Genomic DNA, 16,735 nt, shown 5'->3' on the forward strand with positions numbered 1-16,735 from the left:
TTACTTTAGATGAAGCCCAAATTTATTATGAACTTTAAAACAAAAATTATGGATTCTTTAGAAATTACAAAATGTAACAATGAGAGTTGCATTACTGCAAAAGCAAGTGGTGAATTTGCGATAGTCGTGCTTGGACTTGTTGCTCTAGGGCTTGGTGCTTACTGTATACATAAGCATTATGAGTACAAAAAAGAGATAGCTTTATCTTCTTTAAATCGTTCCATTTATACACTAACACTTCAACAAGCGGCATAATCACAAAGGAAAATATCTATTTATCAATTTCTTTTCGATTTTACATCAACCAAAAACAAAGCCTATCTAAAAAAGATAGGCTTTCTTACTTTTTAAAATATCATTTTTTTTTCGAGCTTTTGGACGGTTTCAACGATGGTGTATTACCTGGCGTGCTTTTATTATCACGTTGACGTTTGTCCGGCTCTCCTGTTGTTTTTGCAATTCGTTTTGGTCCTGGTTTAAGTGCCATAATATTAAATCTTAAGTTGTTATATATTCAAATTTATAAATGAAAAATTCAATCAAAGCTTTTCTAGTAGTAATAAGACTAATCCAATTTTGGACGGTTACTTATAACTTATGCCTTTGTCGCAAAATGTGATAGACAGAACTAATTATGGTGCTATCCAGTCAAAATCGATCAAATGTCCTAAATTATCTGTCAATTTATTATCAGGGTTTGATCTCAAATATTTGCCGCTACTACCATTAACGACATGAACAGTTTCGCCAATGTTCCATTCTGCAGTTGAATAATTCCATATCCATGTAGTTGCAGAGTTGCCAGTAGTTTCTAAAAGCGTTATAGCCTGTGCTTTTGTTTTTTTTACGGCTCTTCCTGTCCCCGTTTCTTCAACGGTATGAAACGCATAAGCAGTAATAACATTATCGCTGTTTTTCCATATTCCAGAAATTCTATACTTTGCCATTTATCTAATCTTTTTTGATTCGTATATGTAAAGATATATTGTAAGATTAAAAGATAATTACGGTTTTCCGTAAAGAGCTGAAGTTTTATTTTGAATTTTCGAAGAAAATTGATGATAATCCAAGACGCCAAATAGTTGTAAACAACTCTTAGTATTAGTTTTTGGTTTAATAGGTAACTTATTTTAATATCCGTAAAAAAATTACGGCATGTTGTTTTATTTTGTAACTTTGATGAAATTTTAATAATAATTTAAAATGTTAACTAAATTTAGTGTAGACAATTTTAAAAGTTTTAATGACAAATTTGTATTTGATTTGCAAAATACAAATGGTTATAACTTTAATAAGGAGAGTGTAATTGAAGGTACAGTTGAAAATGCAATTGTATACGGTAAAAACGGTGTTGGTAAATCTAATTTAGGCTTAGCAATCTTTGATATAATTGAGCATCTTACTGATACGGAGCATGGTGATAACCAGTATAATAACTACTTAAATGCCTTAAATTCGTCGAAGTACGCTACTTTTCATTATGAGTTTTTAATTTCTTCCAAAAAGATAACTTATGTTTATAAGAAAACGGAAAATAGGAATATCGTTTATGAGAGTTTTTCAATTGGAGAAGTATTAATTGCTAAAATTGACAGAGAAATTAGCAATAAGGCCATAATTAATCTTAAGGGAGCAGAAAGTTTAAATAATGATATAAAAAATGCTAATTTATCTTTACTGAAATATATAAAAAACAACTCAGTTTTAGCTGAAGACGATGTTGTTAATAAAGTCTTTTTATGTTTTTTTAAATTTGTTGAAGGGATGTTATTTTTTAGATCCTTAGAAGGAAATTCATATTTAGGTATTGAAGTCGGAACAAGAGACATTCAAGAAGACATAATCGAAAGAGGAAATGTAGAGAATTTAGAAACTTTTTTAAACAAAGCAGGAATAGAATGTAAACTCAAAGTTGTTAAAGAGTCAGAGAAAAATATCATTGCATTTGATTTTAATGGTAAAACAATCGCATTTTATAAAATTGCTTCTCAAGGTACAAGAGCATTAGGACTTTTTTATTTTTGGTTACAACGTTTACAAGAACAATCAAGAGTTACATTTTTGTTTATAGACGAGTTCGATGCATTTTATCATCATGAATTATCTAAGTTGATAGTTGAAGAACTTAAAAAGTTGAATATTCAATTTGTGTTGACCACTCATAATACATCAATAATGACAAATGATCTTCTGAGACCAGATTGTTATTTTATTATGAATAAAGATTTAATTAAGTCCTTGTCGAAAAGTACTGATAAAGAGTTGAGAGAAGCACACAATTTGGAAAAAATGTATAAAGCTGGTTCTTTCGATGTCTAATATTTTATTTGTTTTCGAAGGTGAAAAAACTGAAGAACAATTGGTTAATAGTTTGACTAAATTTTTTTTCAATGAAAAAACTTTGGTCAAATGTGCTTTCTGTGCTGAAATCTATCAATTGCATAAAGCTATAGCTACGGATAGTGACTTAGATACTTTTACACTATTGAAAGAAATACCACAAAACAAGGAAATTTTGAGGGAATTCAATAGGGATGATTTTGCAGAGATTTATTTGTTTTTTGACTATGATGGACATTCGACATTAGCAGATGATGATTCGCTTGAAGAAATGTTAGGATTATTTAATGAAGAAACCGAATCAGGAAAGCTGCTAATTAGTTATCCAATGGTTGAAAGTCTTAAACACTTATCCGAAGAAATTGATTTTAAATTATTGAAAGTAAGTGCGAAAGAAAACATCAAATATAAACAAATCGTAGGTGCTGAATGTGATAACCAATATTTACAATTTTCAAAGTACTCTAAAGAAACTTGGAGAAAATTATTAGAAAATCATTTAAAGAAAATGAATTATATAATAAACAACGAATTTCAATTTCCAGATAATAACTACAGTCAACATATAATATTTAAAAACCAAAGAAATAAGTATATCAATATTGATTCTACAGTTGCTGTTTTAAGTGGATTTCCTGTATTTATTTTTGATTATTATGGGAGTGAAAATATGATTCAAATTGTCTTTAAAGACTAGTTTTGAGAGAATTACCGCTATTATTCTGCGGCTAATAACAATTGAGACTATTTATCACTACCGATTCCAAATATAAACTTCCTTTTTGAATTTTTAGAGAAAACTCGTTATAAACGCAAGCTTCTCAATTGTTACAAACCGCTGTTATATGCCGTTTATTCTTTTTTAATTTCTTGATGAAACTATAGCATTCCAAGTTCTTTTCTCCATTTGACAATTGTCGTACTTAATTCTTTCGTAAAATGGGATATGATTGCTTTTGATTCATTAAGTTTCTGTTTGTCATTAGTAACAAAATCTTCTTCATCAAGTAAATTAAAAAATTTAGATGCTTTTCCCAATGATTCTATTAACTCAGTATCATCAGAATCTAAATCAATAAGTTCAGTAGCTAATTCATCAAACTCATTTCTAAGCTTTGACAACGAACTGAATTTATCGATATTCATTTTAGCTAACTTTTTTGTTAGCGCTTTTATGGTTTTAATATCTACTTTCATGTTTAGAAATTTTGAATTGCCGTTTATTTTAATATCGAATATTTCAATTTTTTCTTCAGTCCATACTTTTCCATTAAATTCTCTATCATCATAAAATACCATGGTTCTGCAAAAGGACTTAACACAATTTCGTCTATGAGGTAATCAAGGTTGATTTTTAAACTCTTTCCATTTTTATTTTTTTCAGAATCCCAATCATAATCCCAACTGTCAACCTTACTTACTGTGTGCAGTAAACGAATTTCTTCTTCAAAAGAATAGGCTATGTGCTTATGTAAAACTGGCGAGTTAAGATTTCCCGGATTGGGAATAAAATCAGTTTCGTGATTTATATAATCAATTTTGGTCAATTGCACTATTTCAGGAGTTTCTTGAAATGCTTTGTACAAGTTTTCTATGGAAGAAGTAATCATTATTCCTTTATTCATGTCTGAGTAAATTTTCCACATTGCATAAGATTCATTTTCAAATTTATTCCAACATGAAATACAGCATAATTTTTTAAATCGATTTTCCATATCAATCCTTTCATGCAGGCTCTTCGTAACAAATTCCTCTTCGCTCTCATTATTAGGTGATAAATGTCTGTATATATCACGAAAATAGTTTTCATGGTGTTCTCTATTCGGTTTAGGAGATGTTCCCTCAAATTTGTCTTCAAGCTTATCCAACCTACAAAAGAAAATAGATTCATTTTGTAGCATTGATAAAAATTTTATAATGTCAAGATATCGTACAATCTTGAAATCTTCAGTAATTTCATTTACTGGTGCAGTTTGGTGTGTCGGTTTTTCGATTGGCATCTTTTTCATCAGGTTTGTGAATAAATGGCATATAACTAATTTTCACATATGATTTCCATTCACAGTTGAAATTGCTAAAATACAAAAAGGATTACAAACTGTTTATTGTAAGGCATAAAAAAAGTGCCAGAGGCACCTTCTATTTTTTATCTGTAATTTTAAGTTTCTTGTCAACTTCTTCAACTCTTTTAAAGAAGTTAGAAATAGAAATTTTATAATATTCGCATAAAAGAAATAAAGTACTTGGAGATATATTTCCAGTGCCGGTTTCAATCCTGGCTAGATTGATAGTTACATTTTTAGAATCAAATATATCTGTTATAATAGCATCTTGTGTGAGTGCAGTTTCTGCACGTAGGTCTTGTAAAACCTTTCTTATAGCTGCTAAGAGTTGTATATTTTTTATCTGTTTCATTTGAATTCAAATTGACATAGAAAAAAAGTTTAACACAACGACATATATGTCGGTAATATTATTTATATTTGTCAGCATAATGCTATAAATAGTATTAATTTTGCGATTCTTCAAATACAATATTGAAGCATTCGCTTTGAATCTCGTATCAGAAAACTGGTAATTTTTATAGGAACGAGAAGATAAGTGCCAATGCTCACGCTCCAGGGCGTGGGCTCACTTATTGTTCCCCGGTATACCAGTACCTCTGATACAATAAGCTGAGTTCCATGCCTTTTTTGCGTTTACTCCGCTCATAGATTCACCATTTTTTATTAGTAACAAGTAATTGAGGGATAAGTTATGTTTACTTCTCTCGTAGTCTTGATTGTTATATATTTTTTAAAGTCTGCCCTGACAACCATAGTAATAATTACAAATGGTTTAGTTGTTTCATTTGAGTTTGGTTATTGGAATTAGTAATCGTTAGGGCAGCTTTTTATCAAAGATGAATTATACATCTAATTCTTAAAACAAGTAGTAATCAGTAAACCCTATAGCCTATGGTATAACAAACACAATTAAACAAAAAAAAGACTTCCTACCTCGTCGCCAAACTAGTATAGGAAGCCGAAGCTTATTAAACTATTGTTCAATTAAACTAAACCAATATTATGAATAAATTTTCATTATACAAGGGTAGGACAGTAATTGGCTATGCCTTTTTAATATGGGTATATCTTTTCTGCCTCACTTGTTTGGCTCAAAGTCCAAAACCTACTACACTACAAACCATTAGTGGTATCGTATCAGATGCCAACGGAGCACTGCCCGGCGTTACCGTTACCGTGAAATCCACTACACAAAGTACAATCACGGACACAACGGGAAAGTATTCAATCCAAGCGACCGAAGGAGATATACTTATTTTTAGCTACATAGGCTACAAGGAAACCACAGTAGCCGTTACAACAAACAGTGTGATCAATATTACGATGACGGAGGACGCCACTACTTTACAAGAGGTAACCATAAATGCAGGTTACTACACCGTAAAAGACAAGGAACGCACCGGCAGTATAGCCAAGATAACGGCCAAAGATATAGAGCAGCAACCGGTGAGCAATCCGCTGGCAGCCATGCAAGGGCGATTATCAGGGGTTAACATTATTCAAAATTCAGCCTTGCCCGGGGGGCGATTCAGCATACAGGTACGCGGATTAAACAGTATCCGCTCCGATGGTAACGACCCATTATATATTATCAATGGAGTGCCTTACTCGTCACAATCGCTTGGTGACAATACGGTTTCCTCGGCTGCGATTACTGGCTTGACCAATCCGCTTAATAACATCAATCCGGCCGATATTGAAAGCATCGAAGTATTAAAGGATGCCGATGCTACGGCCATTTACGGATCTCGCGGGGCTAATGGGGTAATACTGATAACGACCAAAAAAGGCAAGGCAGGAAAGACAAGCTTTATGGTAAACGCATTTTCAACAGTAGGCAAGGTTGCCCTAGAGATGGACATGATGAATACGCAACAGTATTTAGCAATGCGTACCGAAGCCTTTGCCAATGATAATATAGCAACCTATCCAGCCAATGCTCATGACATTAACGGAAATTGGGACCAGAGCCGCTATACCAACTGGCGCAAAGAACTCATAGGAGGCACAGCCAATATTAGCAGTGCACAGGCGTCGGTATCTGGCGGTAGTAATAACACCCAATTCCTGGTGAGTGGCACCTACCGCAAGGAATCAACCGTTTTTCCGGGGGAGGCGCACTTTGGCCGAGGTGCAATACACAGCAGTATTAACCATAAATCGGAGGACAATAAATTCAGTATAAACTTTTCGGCCGACTATACCGGTGATAAAAACACCTTGCCGGGAAGAGACCTAACCTCGCGCGCCTATACCTTAGCACCCAATGCCCCGGCACTGTACGACGAAAACGGCAACCTAAACTGGCAGAATGGCACGTGGATCAATCCCTTGGCTACGATTGAAGGCGCCTATATTACCGCGAATCAAAACTTAATTGCTAATACGACATTATCCTATAAAATAATGCCCGGTTTGGAAGCCAAAGCCGCTATAGGGTACAATGAGATACATACCTCACAAAATGTAACGGTACCCTTGAGTACTTACAGCCCCTTTGATACGGCAAACCACGAAGCTTTGTTAATGGTGAATGCAGGAAACGGACGTTCCTATATTGTCGAACCCCAGTTAAACTATGGTAAGAAATGGGGTAAGCTAGACAGTAAAATTTTAGTTGGTGCCACGTTCCAAAGTCAGAAATCGACCAAATTGGCGCAGACAGGTTCGGGCTTTACGAGTGATGCGCTAATTAATAGTTTGGCTGCCGCTACTACAGTACGAGTGCTGAGCCACACGGTTACTGATTATAGATACAGTGCACTTTTTGCGAGACTCAACTTGGATTGGGACAATCGTTACATACTAAACTTTACCGGAAGACGGGACGGCTCAAGCCGATTCGGGACGGCGAACCGCTTTGCCAATTTTGGCGCTATCGGTGCTGCTTGGATTTTCAGTAACGAAAAAGGACTGAAGGACAATAAGCGCGTTTTGAGCTTCGGCAAGCTACGAGCCAGTTATGGCACCACGGGCAATGACCAAATAGGGGATTACCAATATTTAGATACCTACCAAGTCTCACCTTATTTGTACGATGGAGTAGTAGGATTAACTCCCGCACGCTTGTTCAATCCCGATTTTGGTTGGGAGACCAATACAAAATGGGAAGTAGCGGCCGAACTTGGATTTTTACAGGATAGAATTTTCCTCTCAGCGGCTTATTTTAAAAACCGCTCGGCCAATCAGTTAATTGGTGTTCCGCTTCCGGGGACTACAGGATTCCCAACAATACAGTCTAATTTTGATGCAACAGTAGAGAACACAGGCCTTGAACTTGAGTTGCGAACAGAAAATATTAAAAGCAAAGACTTTTCCTGGACTACCAATATAAACTTTACGGCACCTAAAAACAAGCTTGTTGCGTTCCCTAATCTTGAATTGTCCACTTATGCCAATTTACTGGTTGTGGGCGAATCATTGTTTATTACCAAAGGATACGACTATACTGGTATAGACCCGGTGACAGGCACTTATACCTTTAGGGACTATAATGACGACGGTCAGATTTCTACTCTCGATAAGCAAGCCATTATGGATACAGCACCCGAATTTTATGGAGGTATTACCAATCAGTTGAATTATAAAAATTGGAGTCTGGATTTCCTTTTCCAATTGGTAAAGCAACAGGGCAGAAATTACTACTTAACATCACCGCTGGCTGGTACTATGGCAAATCTTCCTGCCGATTTTACCAGTCATTTTCCATCTAATGGTACTGCGAGTGCCTCACAGATATATACTACCGGACAGAATGGTTCAGCGGTGGATGCATACTATAATTTACTCGACAGTAATGCAACCGTAAGTGATGCTTCCTATGTTCGATTAAAAAGCATGAGTATTGCGTATACACTGCCTTCCAAATGGTCTAAAGCACTAAGCGCTAAAATTTACCTGCAGGGACAAAACCTCTTGACTTTTACAAAGTACAAAGGCATTGACCCCGAAAACCAGTCGATGAGTTCTTTACCACCGCTAAGACAGTTCACACTTGGAGTACAATTGGGATTCTAACTTTAAAAAACAAACGATGAAAACACAAATTTACAATAGTCTAATGGCAATCCTTCTGCTTTGCAGCAGCTTAGGTTGTTCCGATTTTACAGAAGTGGATACACCACAATCACAACTGACGACACCCGATGTTTATCAAAATGTGGAGACTGCAGAAGCGGCTGTTTCCGACATTTACGCCCATATCAGAGAACTAGGAATGGTCAGTGGCACACTGGGTGGGGTCTCGGTATTGCTCTCCTGCTATTCGGATGAAATGCAGTTCACCGCTCAAAACGCTGATATTGCACAATTTTATGACCACACCATGGTGCCGTCAAACGGCTTGCTAAAACCATTATGGGCCAACACGTATACAGAAATATATGCTGCCAATATGGTACTGGAAGGATTGGCAGGCGCTACGGCAATCAGCACGGCAGATAGGGAAAGACTGACCGGTGAAGCGTACTTTTTAAGAGCGTACCTCCATTTTTACCTGATCAATGTTTTTGGCGACATTCCGTATGTGACCACCACCAATTATGTGACAAATGCAACCATAGGGAAAACACCTGCCTACGAGGTGTTGCAAAAAGTATCGGTCGACCTTTTATTGGCAGAATCGTTGTTAACGAACACCTATCCATCCACAGAGCGGGTTCGTGCCAATAAAGCCACTGTGCAGGCATTACTGGCAAGGGTGTATCTGTACCGAGAAGATTGGACGAATGCCGCCGCTAAAGCAACAGCCGTTATTGACAATCCAACCTATGTTTGGGTGAACAATCCTGCCACGGAGTTCCTGCGCCAATCAACTTCCACCATATTGGCATTGCATCCCGGTACTCCGGGCTTAAACGCCAAAGATGGTCGTACTTTTATTTACTCCAGCGGACCGCCATCTAAACCGTTTTTGTCGCCACAGTTCGTCGCCTCCTTTGAAACCGGAGATTTACGACGAACCAATTGGGTACGCACAATCACTACCGGCGGGGTGAATTGGCACATGTCCTACAAATACAAAAAGACCGGTGCCACGGCAACATCAGAAGAATACACCATTTTGTTCAGACTGCCCGAACAGTATTTAATCAGAGCCGAAGCCTATGCACAGCTTAACAATGTAAGTGGAGCGCAAGCTGACATTAATAAAATAAGAACTAAAGCAGGATTGCCGGCCACAACAGCAGTAACACAAACCGACCTGCTGGCAGCCGTAGCCAAAGAGCGAAAATACGAACTGTTTACAGAGCAGGGGCACCGTTGGTTTGATTTAAAACGAACAGGGCAGGCTGCGGCCGTGCTATCCCCAATCAAACCCAATTGGGAGGCTACCGATTTGCTTTTTCCGCTACCGGCGACCGAACTGCTTTTAAACAATAACCTATTACCCCAAAATCCCGGATACTAATGAAACAGACTATGTATGTGTTGATGATGATGGTGTCGCTTTTACAGGCGGTACCCTCTTTAGGTCAAAATAAGACCAAAAAACAGCTAACCGTGGCCGACTATGCCAAATGGAGTAGGTTGGTGGACGAAAAAATTTCTGCCGATGGCAAATGGGTAAGTTACAAACTCAATTATGATTACGGAGCAGACACCCTTTTTGTACAGCAAAGCCAAGGAAAGAAAAGAATCGCATTTCCTGAGGCTGAGGAGGGTTCGTTCAGCAAAGACGGGAAGTATTTGGCGTTGGTAGAAAAGGAAGGCAAACTCAGAATACGGGACCTTGGTAATAATCAAGAAAGGACCTACTTAGACGTAATAGACTATGAGTTTACCGAAAAGGATTTGGCGATTGTAAGTAAAACCGAAAAAGAACAGACGCTCACGGTATTCAATTTGGATACCGGTCGTGAAACCGTTTTTGAGGACTGTAGCGAGTGGGCAATCAGTAAAGACGGCAAAATTGCCATGGTGTCAAAGCAAGCGGTGCAATACTACCATAAGGCAGCAACAACCAAGCTGCCATTTTCTGATACAGGCTACAGAAAGCTAACGTGGAATGATGCGGCAAATGCCATTTGTTTTCTGGAACCGATGACAAAAGCCAATGATATTGTCTCTTTCAAGATTTACCACTACAATTTAGAAAGCCATAAAACTAGCGTACTAAATCCGTTTGAAAGTCAGATGCTAAAAGGCCAGGTGATTTTCGGAGAAGGAAACGCCGCGCTACGATTTTCAAGTGACGGGAGTCAGGTTTTCTTCAGCTACAGCGAACCCAAAAAGAAAGAGGTCAAACAATCCTTTGAAGTTTGGGATACAGACACGGTGTATGAATACGGCTGGAACAAGTTGTATGGCGACCCCAAACCCTTGAACAAAGTAGCCTCATGGATTCCGGCAGAGAATAAAGTGGTGCTGATAGGTACCAATGAACGTCCGAATGCCATGCTAACCATTGATGGCAAACATGCCGTTTGTTACGACCTCAAGCAGTATGAACCCCAGTATGGGCATGTAGCTCCGGCGGATATGTATTTAAAAAATATGGAGTCGGGAGAAGAAAAATTATGGTTGACCAAGCACACTACAGCACCCGGCATGACCGGAGTCTCGCCAAAGGGCAACTACCTGTATTATTACAAGGAAAGAAATTGGTGGATTTATGATATTCGAAAAGGTAGGCATCAAAACGCAACCGCAACTATCCCTATTGCCGTTACTGACCACCAACGCTATGAAGCCGGACCACCTTATCCGTATTATAGTCCGGGCTGGTCGGCTGACGAAAAGTACTTTATAGTGTATGACCGCTACGACTTGTGGCTTATTAATGTCCTTGATTATTCTGCAAGAAGGATTACACGAGGGAAGGAGATGAACGTGCAATTTAGAATGTGTGAAGAATTGTATCCGTTAGCAAGAAAACAATATAAAGACGAATACTTGGTCAGGGACATTGATTTCTCCAAGGGATTGCTTTTATACGCAAGGTCTGATAACGGTGAAAGTGGCTATTACAAAATGAACCCCGATTTTTCAGTATCAAAAGTCCTCTTTAGTAATTCGGGAAAAAACAACGTGCAAAAAGCAGCGCATACCGAGGATTATATTTTTGTGGAGGAAACTGCGGTAAACCCGCCAAAGCTAATGCACTTTAAAGGCAGTCAACCGGCAAAAACTGTTTTCCAATCCAATCCATTGGCCAAAAACTACAGCTGGGGAGAGGCGGAATTAATATCCTATCAAAATAAGGAGGGTGTACCGTTAAAGGGCATTCTATACAAACCGGCTGATTACGTTCCGGGTCAGCAGTACCCTATGGTGGTTTACATTTACGAAAAGCAATCTTACGAATTTCATGATTACATTGCTCCAACCGAATATGATGTTATAGGCTTTAATGCGGCCAACTATTTTCTGGATGGATATCTTGTGTTGTTTCCGGATATAGTTTATACTCCGGGTGAAGTAGGGCTGTCAGCATTAGATTGTGTGGTGGCTGCTGTAGATAAAGTTAAAAGTAGGGGTATAGTCGATGACAATAGGATTGGACTTATTGGTCATTCCTTTGGAGGATATGAAAGCGCCTTTATCATTACACAGACGAATGCTTTTGCAGCGGCAGTCAGTGCCTCCGCCAACACCAATTTGACCTCGAGTTACTTTAACTATTTGACAGAAGGGCGACGCTATAATGCTTGGCGCTACGAATCGCAACAAATGAGAATGGGTTTTTCACCCTTTGACAACTGGGAGGCCTATACTAGGAATTCTGCATTCCCCAATGCAGCAAAATGTCAAACACCTTTGTTAAGTTGGGCAGGAAAGAAAGACAATAATGTCCTTTGGACGCAAGGATTGGAATTTCATTTGGCTTTGCGAAGACTAGGGAAGAAGAATATTTTTATTGCTTACCAAAATGAAGGGCATACTGTAAAAGACCCCAAATTGCAAAAGGATTTGACAAGGAAAATTAAAGAGTGGTTTGATTTTTACCTAAAAGAAAAAGCACAGTAGAGAATTAGTAAAGAAGCCGAAACGATTTCGTTTCGGCTTCTCTTTTTGCTAATTTACTTTTCTGTACAATTCAATGACACAGTCGGTTTGGCCGTTCATATCATAAAGAAAAGCACCGCTGGTACCTATGCGGCATTGCGGTTTGGTATCGTCATCAGTACACAAAGTACTGGTTACGTCACAATCGTCTTCCGGGTTGTGTCCCCAGATATCGACCACTGCACCTGCTTCGGGAGCCGGACTAAAAGCAAATGCTGCAAAAATGGCAAAAGCCACAGCAAATAAAGAAAAAACGGGTTTTAAAAACGTTGTTTTCATAATAGTAATATTTAATAGTTGATGACCTACTCTGTTACAGGTTTTCGGTCTTCCCCTGATACTGCGCTGTATATTGTCATAAAGGAATTTATAATGACCAAGGTTTATAATAATCAGTTTTTAATCGTTCCACGGTGAGATGTTTACCGTTGAGGTTGACAACATAATCGTTAATTACAATAAACTCATCCATACTTATATTTTGCTTATGGTAGATATAGAAACTGAAGGCGTAAGTGTTGTTTTTAAGATGATACACATCAATGATGGAAGCCTTGCCCCACATGATTTTAGGCTCATATTTACCCATCAGAGCTGAATTAACAAAAAGATAATTACCATAGCTAGCCACGAGCCGATTGACCAATAGTGGCTGTTCAGCCAATACATTTTGATTTTTCGATTTGATTTTAGCCACTTTAACCTGAGCTTTGCTGATGGTATCAATAGTTTTTCCTGTCGTTTGAAGTGCAAGATTTGGATTCGTAATCAGGAATTGATTGCGATAAAAATAAGTATAAATAATTTGATGGGTTTGTCCATTGTAGGTGAGCAGCCCACTAGTATCAAATAAGCCATCGACTTGTTTTTGAAGAAGATTTTGGTGTAAGGATAATTTATTTTCTTCACCAAACGACAATAACCCAAGCACATTTTCTTTTGTTTTGGAACTTATAGCCCTTACCACGGCAGTTTGCTGGTTAATAGGTAAGAAGGCACTGAAATAATCATTTTGATGACTTTTCAATTCAGCTTTCCAGGTTAGAGTATCGCCAACAAAAACACAAGGAACAGTGCCATCAGTAAAGTAAAAGTAGGGTGGCTTAATAGTCAATCTGGGTGCTTTGTATTGAAAATCCATTCGGGGTAAATCAATACGAACTTCTTTCTTTTTAGTCAATTGAAGATCGTAAACCGTCACTAATAGTGGTGCTGTGCGATTGCCGAGGTAAATATGTTTGGCATCATATCCGGCGATGTAATAGGAGGAATAGGGAAGTTCTATGCTTTTTTTGGCTGTAGTCGGATGTTTCGGAAAGCGTCTTATAAAGTTATTACGATGGTGAATAGTATTCTCAGATAATAAAAACAATACCACCACCACGACAATCCCCAAAAACATACCGGCCAAAGTAGATCCTCTTTTAAATAGCAATCCTTTTCTTGGATTGTCGTGTAGTAGTAAAGCAATTATATTTAGTATGAAAAATGAAACATTAAAAATCAAATGTTGGTTCCAACTGAGTTTCTCAAGTATCCCGCCACAGGAGCAAGGCACAAACGGACTAAAATGTAGCATGATAAATATATAGGTGGTAAACATCACCATCAAACACAAAGAAGCATACAAACCCAAATACCGTGTCCCACCAAAAAACAACAACCCCACAATCACCAACTCAATCCCCGGAACAGCATAAGAAACAAACCCTGCATAAGCACTCAACAACGGCGACTGCCCCAACTGCACCTGAAAATTCTCAAAATCCAATATCTTATTAACCGCCGCATACACATACAACACCATATGCAACAGCACAACAACATAAATAAACCCGGATTTAAAAGAAGCAGAAAGTTTCATCACAATAGTGTTTTGATATTTACTGTGGTAAAGTTTTGAATTTAAAGCCTTTACAAAAGGTTAATTTTGGAGTTTTTTCAGGTAAAAGCGGAGTGTGCTTATGAAATCAGACCTGAACCGTTTTCTTTGGTTATGCTACTTGGGGAATAGTGGTATTTTTTCTTGAATGCTTTTAAGAAGCTGGGATAATCACTAAAGCCGCAACTAAGGGCAATATCTTTAAAAGGAAGTGAGGTATCCTCAATAAGCAAATGAGCTTTTTTCAGCCGTTCATCATTGTAAAATTGATAAATGCTCGTCTTTTGCAGTTTCCGGAAACTTTCTTTTAAAGCAAATTCGTTGGTGCCAAACATTCGTGCCAGTTGCCTTGTAGAGGGCAGGGGTTCCTCTAAGTTATTATAAATGTAGTCAAGGACCTTTTGAACCATAAGTAATTTGGTGTCACTTGAAATCGCCAAATCAGTCTTACTAAGACTATACGGATGGGAATAATTCATTTCCTCTAGTTTTTCCGCCACCTGATTGAGCAGGGTCACCAAAGCATTAAAAGAGTCATCGGCACCAACCAACACCATTCGATACCTCAAGTTACCATTAGCAATGGCTAACAGCATACGGTAAATGGCTTTAATCCGTTCTTGGTTTTCTGACGGGTGCATAAATATAAAGAGATGAAATAGTCGGAGAGAAATCAGGAAAGTAGAACCAAAACTAAAAAATAAAATTACCGAAATAAAACACTATAGTGTGCGATTCGGGAATTACCTACCCTAATTAGCAAGCAAAAAGCCAATAAATAAAATATTTCACAGAAAAATTCTCAACATGTAAAATTCAACCTCCACAACATTGTCTTACTGAGCTTGCAGAAGGAAAATCACTAATAAAAAAGTACAAAATAAAATTCTTTGCGCCTCCGCGGCTTTGCGAGCCAATTATAAAAATCGTAGGAAATTGCCACCCTGTCCCGATAGCTATCGGTAGTCAAAGCGCTGCTTCCAACTCACAACTCACAATTCACAACCCATAACTCCTAACTCTTAACTCCTAACTCTTAACTCTTAACTCTTAACTCTTAACTCCTAACTCACAACTTACAACTCACAACTCCACAACTAAAAAAAGCCCCCAATGAGCAAAAACTCATCGAGGGCAATTTCTGGCAACAATACCTTAGTTAAACCTTGCTAACCTTCACCACAGCAGAACTATTATACGAACCATCTTGTAAAGCATACATTTCCCCGTTAACCTCTTGATAAAACGCCAAGCACAAAACCAAAAAAAGGGGATGAGTACTGGCAGCCGTTACCTGATGACTGTGATTTAAAGCCACAGTAGGCAATCCATTCCACGGCAACACAGCACTTTCATTAGTGTCAACCACAAAAGTCCGATTCACAAAATCAAGCTCAGCGCCACCGCTGATGATTTTATAATGCGTAGCACCATCTGGTGCCATAATCATTTCCGTCGGAACATAAGCCGGAATCTCGAGTGTTAGAGTTCCGCTCATTCGGTCTATAGTCCCTGAGTAGGGTGCATAAAACGTCGAACCCAACGGAGACCTACTGTTAAATTCAAAATCAGTAAGCAAACCCAAATCACCATCAACAACATTTCTTTGTCCTCGAGCACTACTCATGTCAGCATGAAGTACTTTCATCATTTGTCCATGCAACCTACTCACAACGCGGTTATCAGAATTCAGCAGTAGTGGTCGCACCGCCATTCTCAATAATTTACCGGCCCGTGCAGCCCTGCCAAACTCCATCGCATTTTCTCTCGACCTCTGAAAAACGGGGTCCTTCTTAATTCTCTTTCCGCTCACACCGCCTTTTTCGCGGATAAGGTAACCATCCTGACTTTTATAAAAGTTGATGTCACCCAAGGTGCCCTGCACCTTTAATGGTCCTCTTTGTCTGGCCATAATTTTAAATTTTTACGATTAATATTCATTTTCATTGATCCTCATTCCGATTATCGTTGCAACTAAAATCTAAATAATGAACACCAAAGATTACACTAAGAATCTAATTCTCAAACAGAGAGTGTAAGAAATCGTCTATAATTACCAATAAATACCAATAAATACCAATAATCATTTCTATTGATCTATAACCATAATAACCAAAAACATCTACTGTTAACAATAGAATTGAGTATCCTAGGCAAAGGGTATTGACTAGAGTTAATTACTGTTTTACACTATAATAGGATTTATTTAATAACCTATGTAGTTATTTTAGGTTTGATATTAAGAATTTGATATCAAGAGGACGAAGCCCGGTGAGCTTCAGGCCTGCCTGCCGGTAGGCAGGTACCCGAACTTTAGTTCGTTTCAAATCGTCACATTTTCACCTCCCTGAAGTATAGCTAGTGTATAGCTAGTCCATAGGAAAGCCCTACTTAGTGTATGAGTAGTGTATCAAAACATGCATTATGTCAAATAGATTTG

14 protein-coding genes are annotated in these 16,735 nt (G+C 38.0%); 6 read left to right on the forward strand and 8 right to left on the reverse strand.

The genetic code is table 11. The features are described from left to right. The first annotated feature begins 48 nt into the window (after positions 1 to 48). Positions 49 to 255, forward strand: coding sequence for a hypothetical protein (locus ACK4R1_RS10755; protein ID WP_409686700.1), 207 nt, complete (start codon positions 49 to 51; stop codon positions 253 to 255). A gap of 377 nt (positions 256 to 632) precedes the next feature. Here the strand turns inward: ACK4R1_RS10755 and ACK4R1_RS10760 are convergent, their stop codons facing one another. Then, a complete protein-coding gene (locus ACK4R1_RS10760; RefSeq protein WP_409686702.1) occupies positions 633 to 947 on the reverse strand; it encodes a DUF3892 domain-containing protein in 315 nt (104 codons plus the stop codon). A gap of 256 nt (positions 948 to 1,203) precedes the next feature. Between ACK4R1_RS10760 and ACK4R1_RS10765 the strand changes: the two genes are divergently transcribed. Then, positions 1,204 to 2,319 (forward strand): AAA family ATPase, encoded by a 1,116-nt coding sequence (locus ACK4R1_RS10765; RefSeq protein ID WP_409686704.1) that lies wholly within the window; start codon positions 1,204 to 1,206, stop codon positions 2,317 to 2,319. Then, positions 2,312 to 3,037 carry a hypothetical protein gene (locus ACK4R1_RS10770; RefSeq protein ID WP_409686706.1) on the forward strand — a complete coding sequence of 242 codons (726 nt, stop codon included), beginning with the start codon at positions 2,312 to 2,314 and terminating at the stop codon, positions 3,035 to 3,037. The genes ACK4R1_RS10765 and ACK4R1_RS10770 overlap by 8 nt, the downstream gene beginning before the upstream one ends. A 182-nt stretch (positions 3,038 to 3,219) precedes the next feature. Here the strand turns inward: ACK4R1_RS10770 and ACK4R1_RS10775 are convergent, their stop codons facing one another. From ACK4R1_RS10775 to ACK4R1_RS10785, 3 genes are all read right to left on the reverse strand, one after another. Further along, on the reverse strand, positions 3,220 to 3,537 hold the full coding sequence (locus ACK4R1_RS10775; RefSeq protein ID WP_409686708.1) for a hypothetical protein: 318 nt from the start codon (positions 3,535 to 3,537) through the stop codon (positions 3,220 to 3,222). A gap of 23 nt (positions 3,538 to 3,560) precedes the next feature. Continuing rightward, positions 3,561 to 4,340 carry a hypothetical protein gene (locus tag ACK4R1_RS10780; protein ID WP_409686710.1) on the reverse strand — a complete coding sequence of 260 codons (780 nt, stop codon included), beginning with the start codon at positions 4,338 to 4,340 and terminating at the stop codon, positions 3,561 to 3,563. A gap of 139 nt (positions 4,341 to 4,479) precedes the next feature. Continuing rightward, complete coding sequence (locus ACK4R1_RS10785) at positions 4,480 to 4,755, reverse strand: hypothetical protein (RefSeq protein ID WP_409686712.1); 276 nt, start codon at positions 4,753 to 4,755, stop codon at positions 4,480 to 4,482. 653 nt (positions 4,756 to 5,408) lie between these two features. Between ACK4R1_RS10785 and ACK4R1_RS10790 the strand changes: the two genes are divergently transcribed. The 3 genes from ACK4R1_RS10790 (at position 5,409) to ACK4R1_RS10800 (ending at position 12,374) form a co-directional block, all read left to right on the forward strand. Beyond that, positions 5,409 to 8,423, forward strand: a complete 3,015-nt coding sequence (locus ACK4R1_RS10790; RefSeq protein WP_409686714.1) for a SusC/RagA family TonB-linked outer membrane protein — start codon at positions 5,409 to 5,411, stop codon at positions 8,421 to 8,423. Positions 8,424 to 8,439: 16 nt separating this feature from the next. Further along, entirely contained in the window at positions 8,440 to 9,816 is a 1,377-nt protein-coding gene (locus ACK4R1_RS10795) for a RagB/SusD family nutrient uptake outer membrane protein (RefSeq protein WP_409686716.1), read from the forward strand. Positions 9,817 to 9,908: 92 nt separating this feature from the next. Then, on the forward strand, positions 9,909 to 12,374 hold the full coding sequence (locus tag ACK4R1_RS10800) for a S9 family peptidase (RefSeq protein WP_409686718.1): 2,466 nt from the start codon (positions 9,909 to 9,911) through the stop codon (positions 12,372 to 12,374). Between the two features lie 48 nt (positions 12,375 to 12,422). Here ACK4R1_RS10800 and ACK4R1_RS10805 read toward each other — a convergent pair whose 3' ends face one another. The 4 genes from ACK4R1_RS10805 to ACK4R1_RS10820 all read right to left on the reverse strand — a co-directional run bounded on the left by ACK4R1_RS10805 (position 12,423) and on the right by ACK4R1_RS10820 (position 16,180). Further along, entirely contained in the window at positions 12,423 to 12,692 is a 270-nt protein-coding gene (locus ACK4R1_RS10805) for a hypothetical protein (protein ID WP_409686720.1), read from the reverse strand. 88 nt (positions 12,693 to 12,780) lie between these two features. After that, a complete protein-coding gene (locus ACK4R1_RS10810) occupies positions 12,781 to 14,277 on the reverse strand; it encodes a MauE/DoxX family redox-associated membrane protein (RefSeq protein WP_409686721.1) in 1,497 nt (498 codons plus the stop codon). Between the two features lie 98 nt (positions 14,278 to 14,375). Next, the gene (locus ACK4R1_RS10815) at positions 14,376 to 14,936 is read right to left on the reverse strand and encodes a helix-turn-helix domain-containing protein (protein WP_409686723.1); all 561 of its coding nucleotides are present in this window, start codon (positions 14,934 to 14,936) and stop codon (positions 14,376 to 14,378) included. A gap of 518 nt (positions 14,937 to 15,454) precedes the next feature. Continuing rightward, a complete protein-coding gene (locus ACK4R1_RS10820; protein WP_409686725.1) occupies positions 15,455 to 16,180 on the reverse strand; it encodes a hypothetical protein in 726 nt (241 codons plus the stop codon). Positions 16,181 to 16,735 lie beyond the last annotated feature (555 nt).

Origin of the sequence: Flavobacterium sp., assembly GCF_046293665.1 — a bacterium.
Classification (GTDB): Bacteria; Bacteroidota; Bacteroidia; order Flavobacteriales; family Flavobacteriaceae; genus Flavobacterium.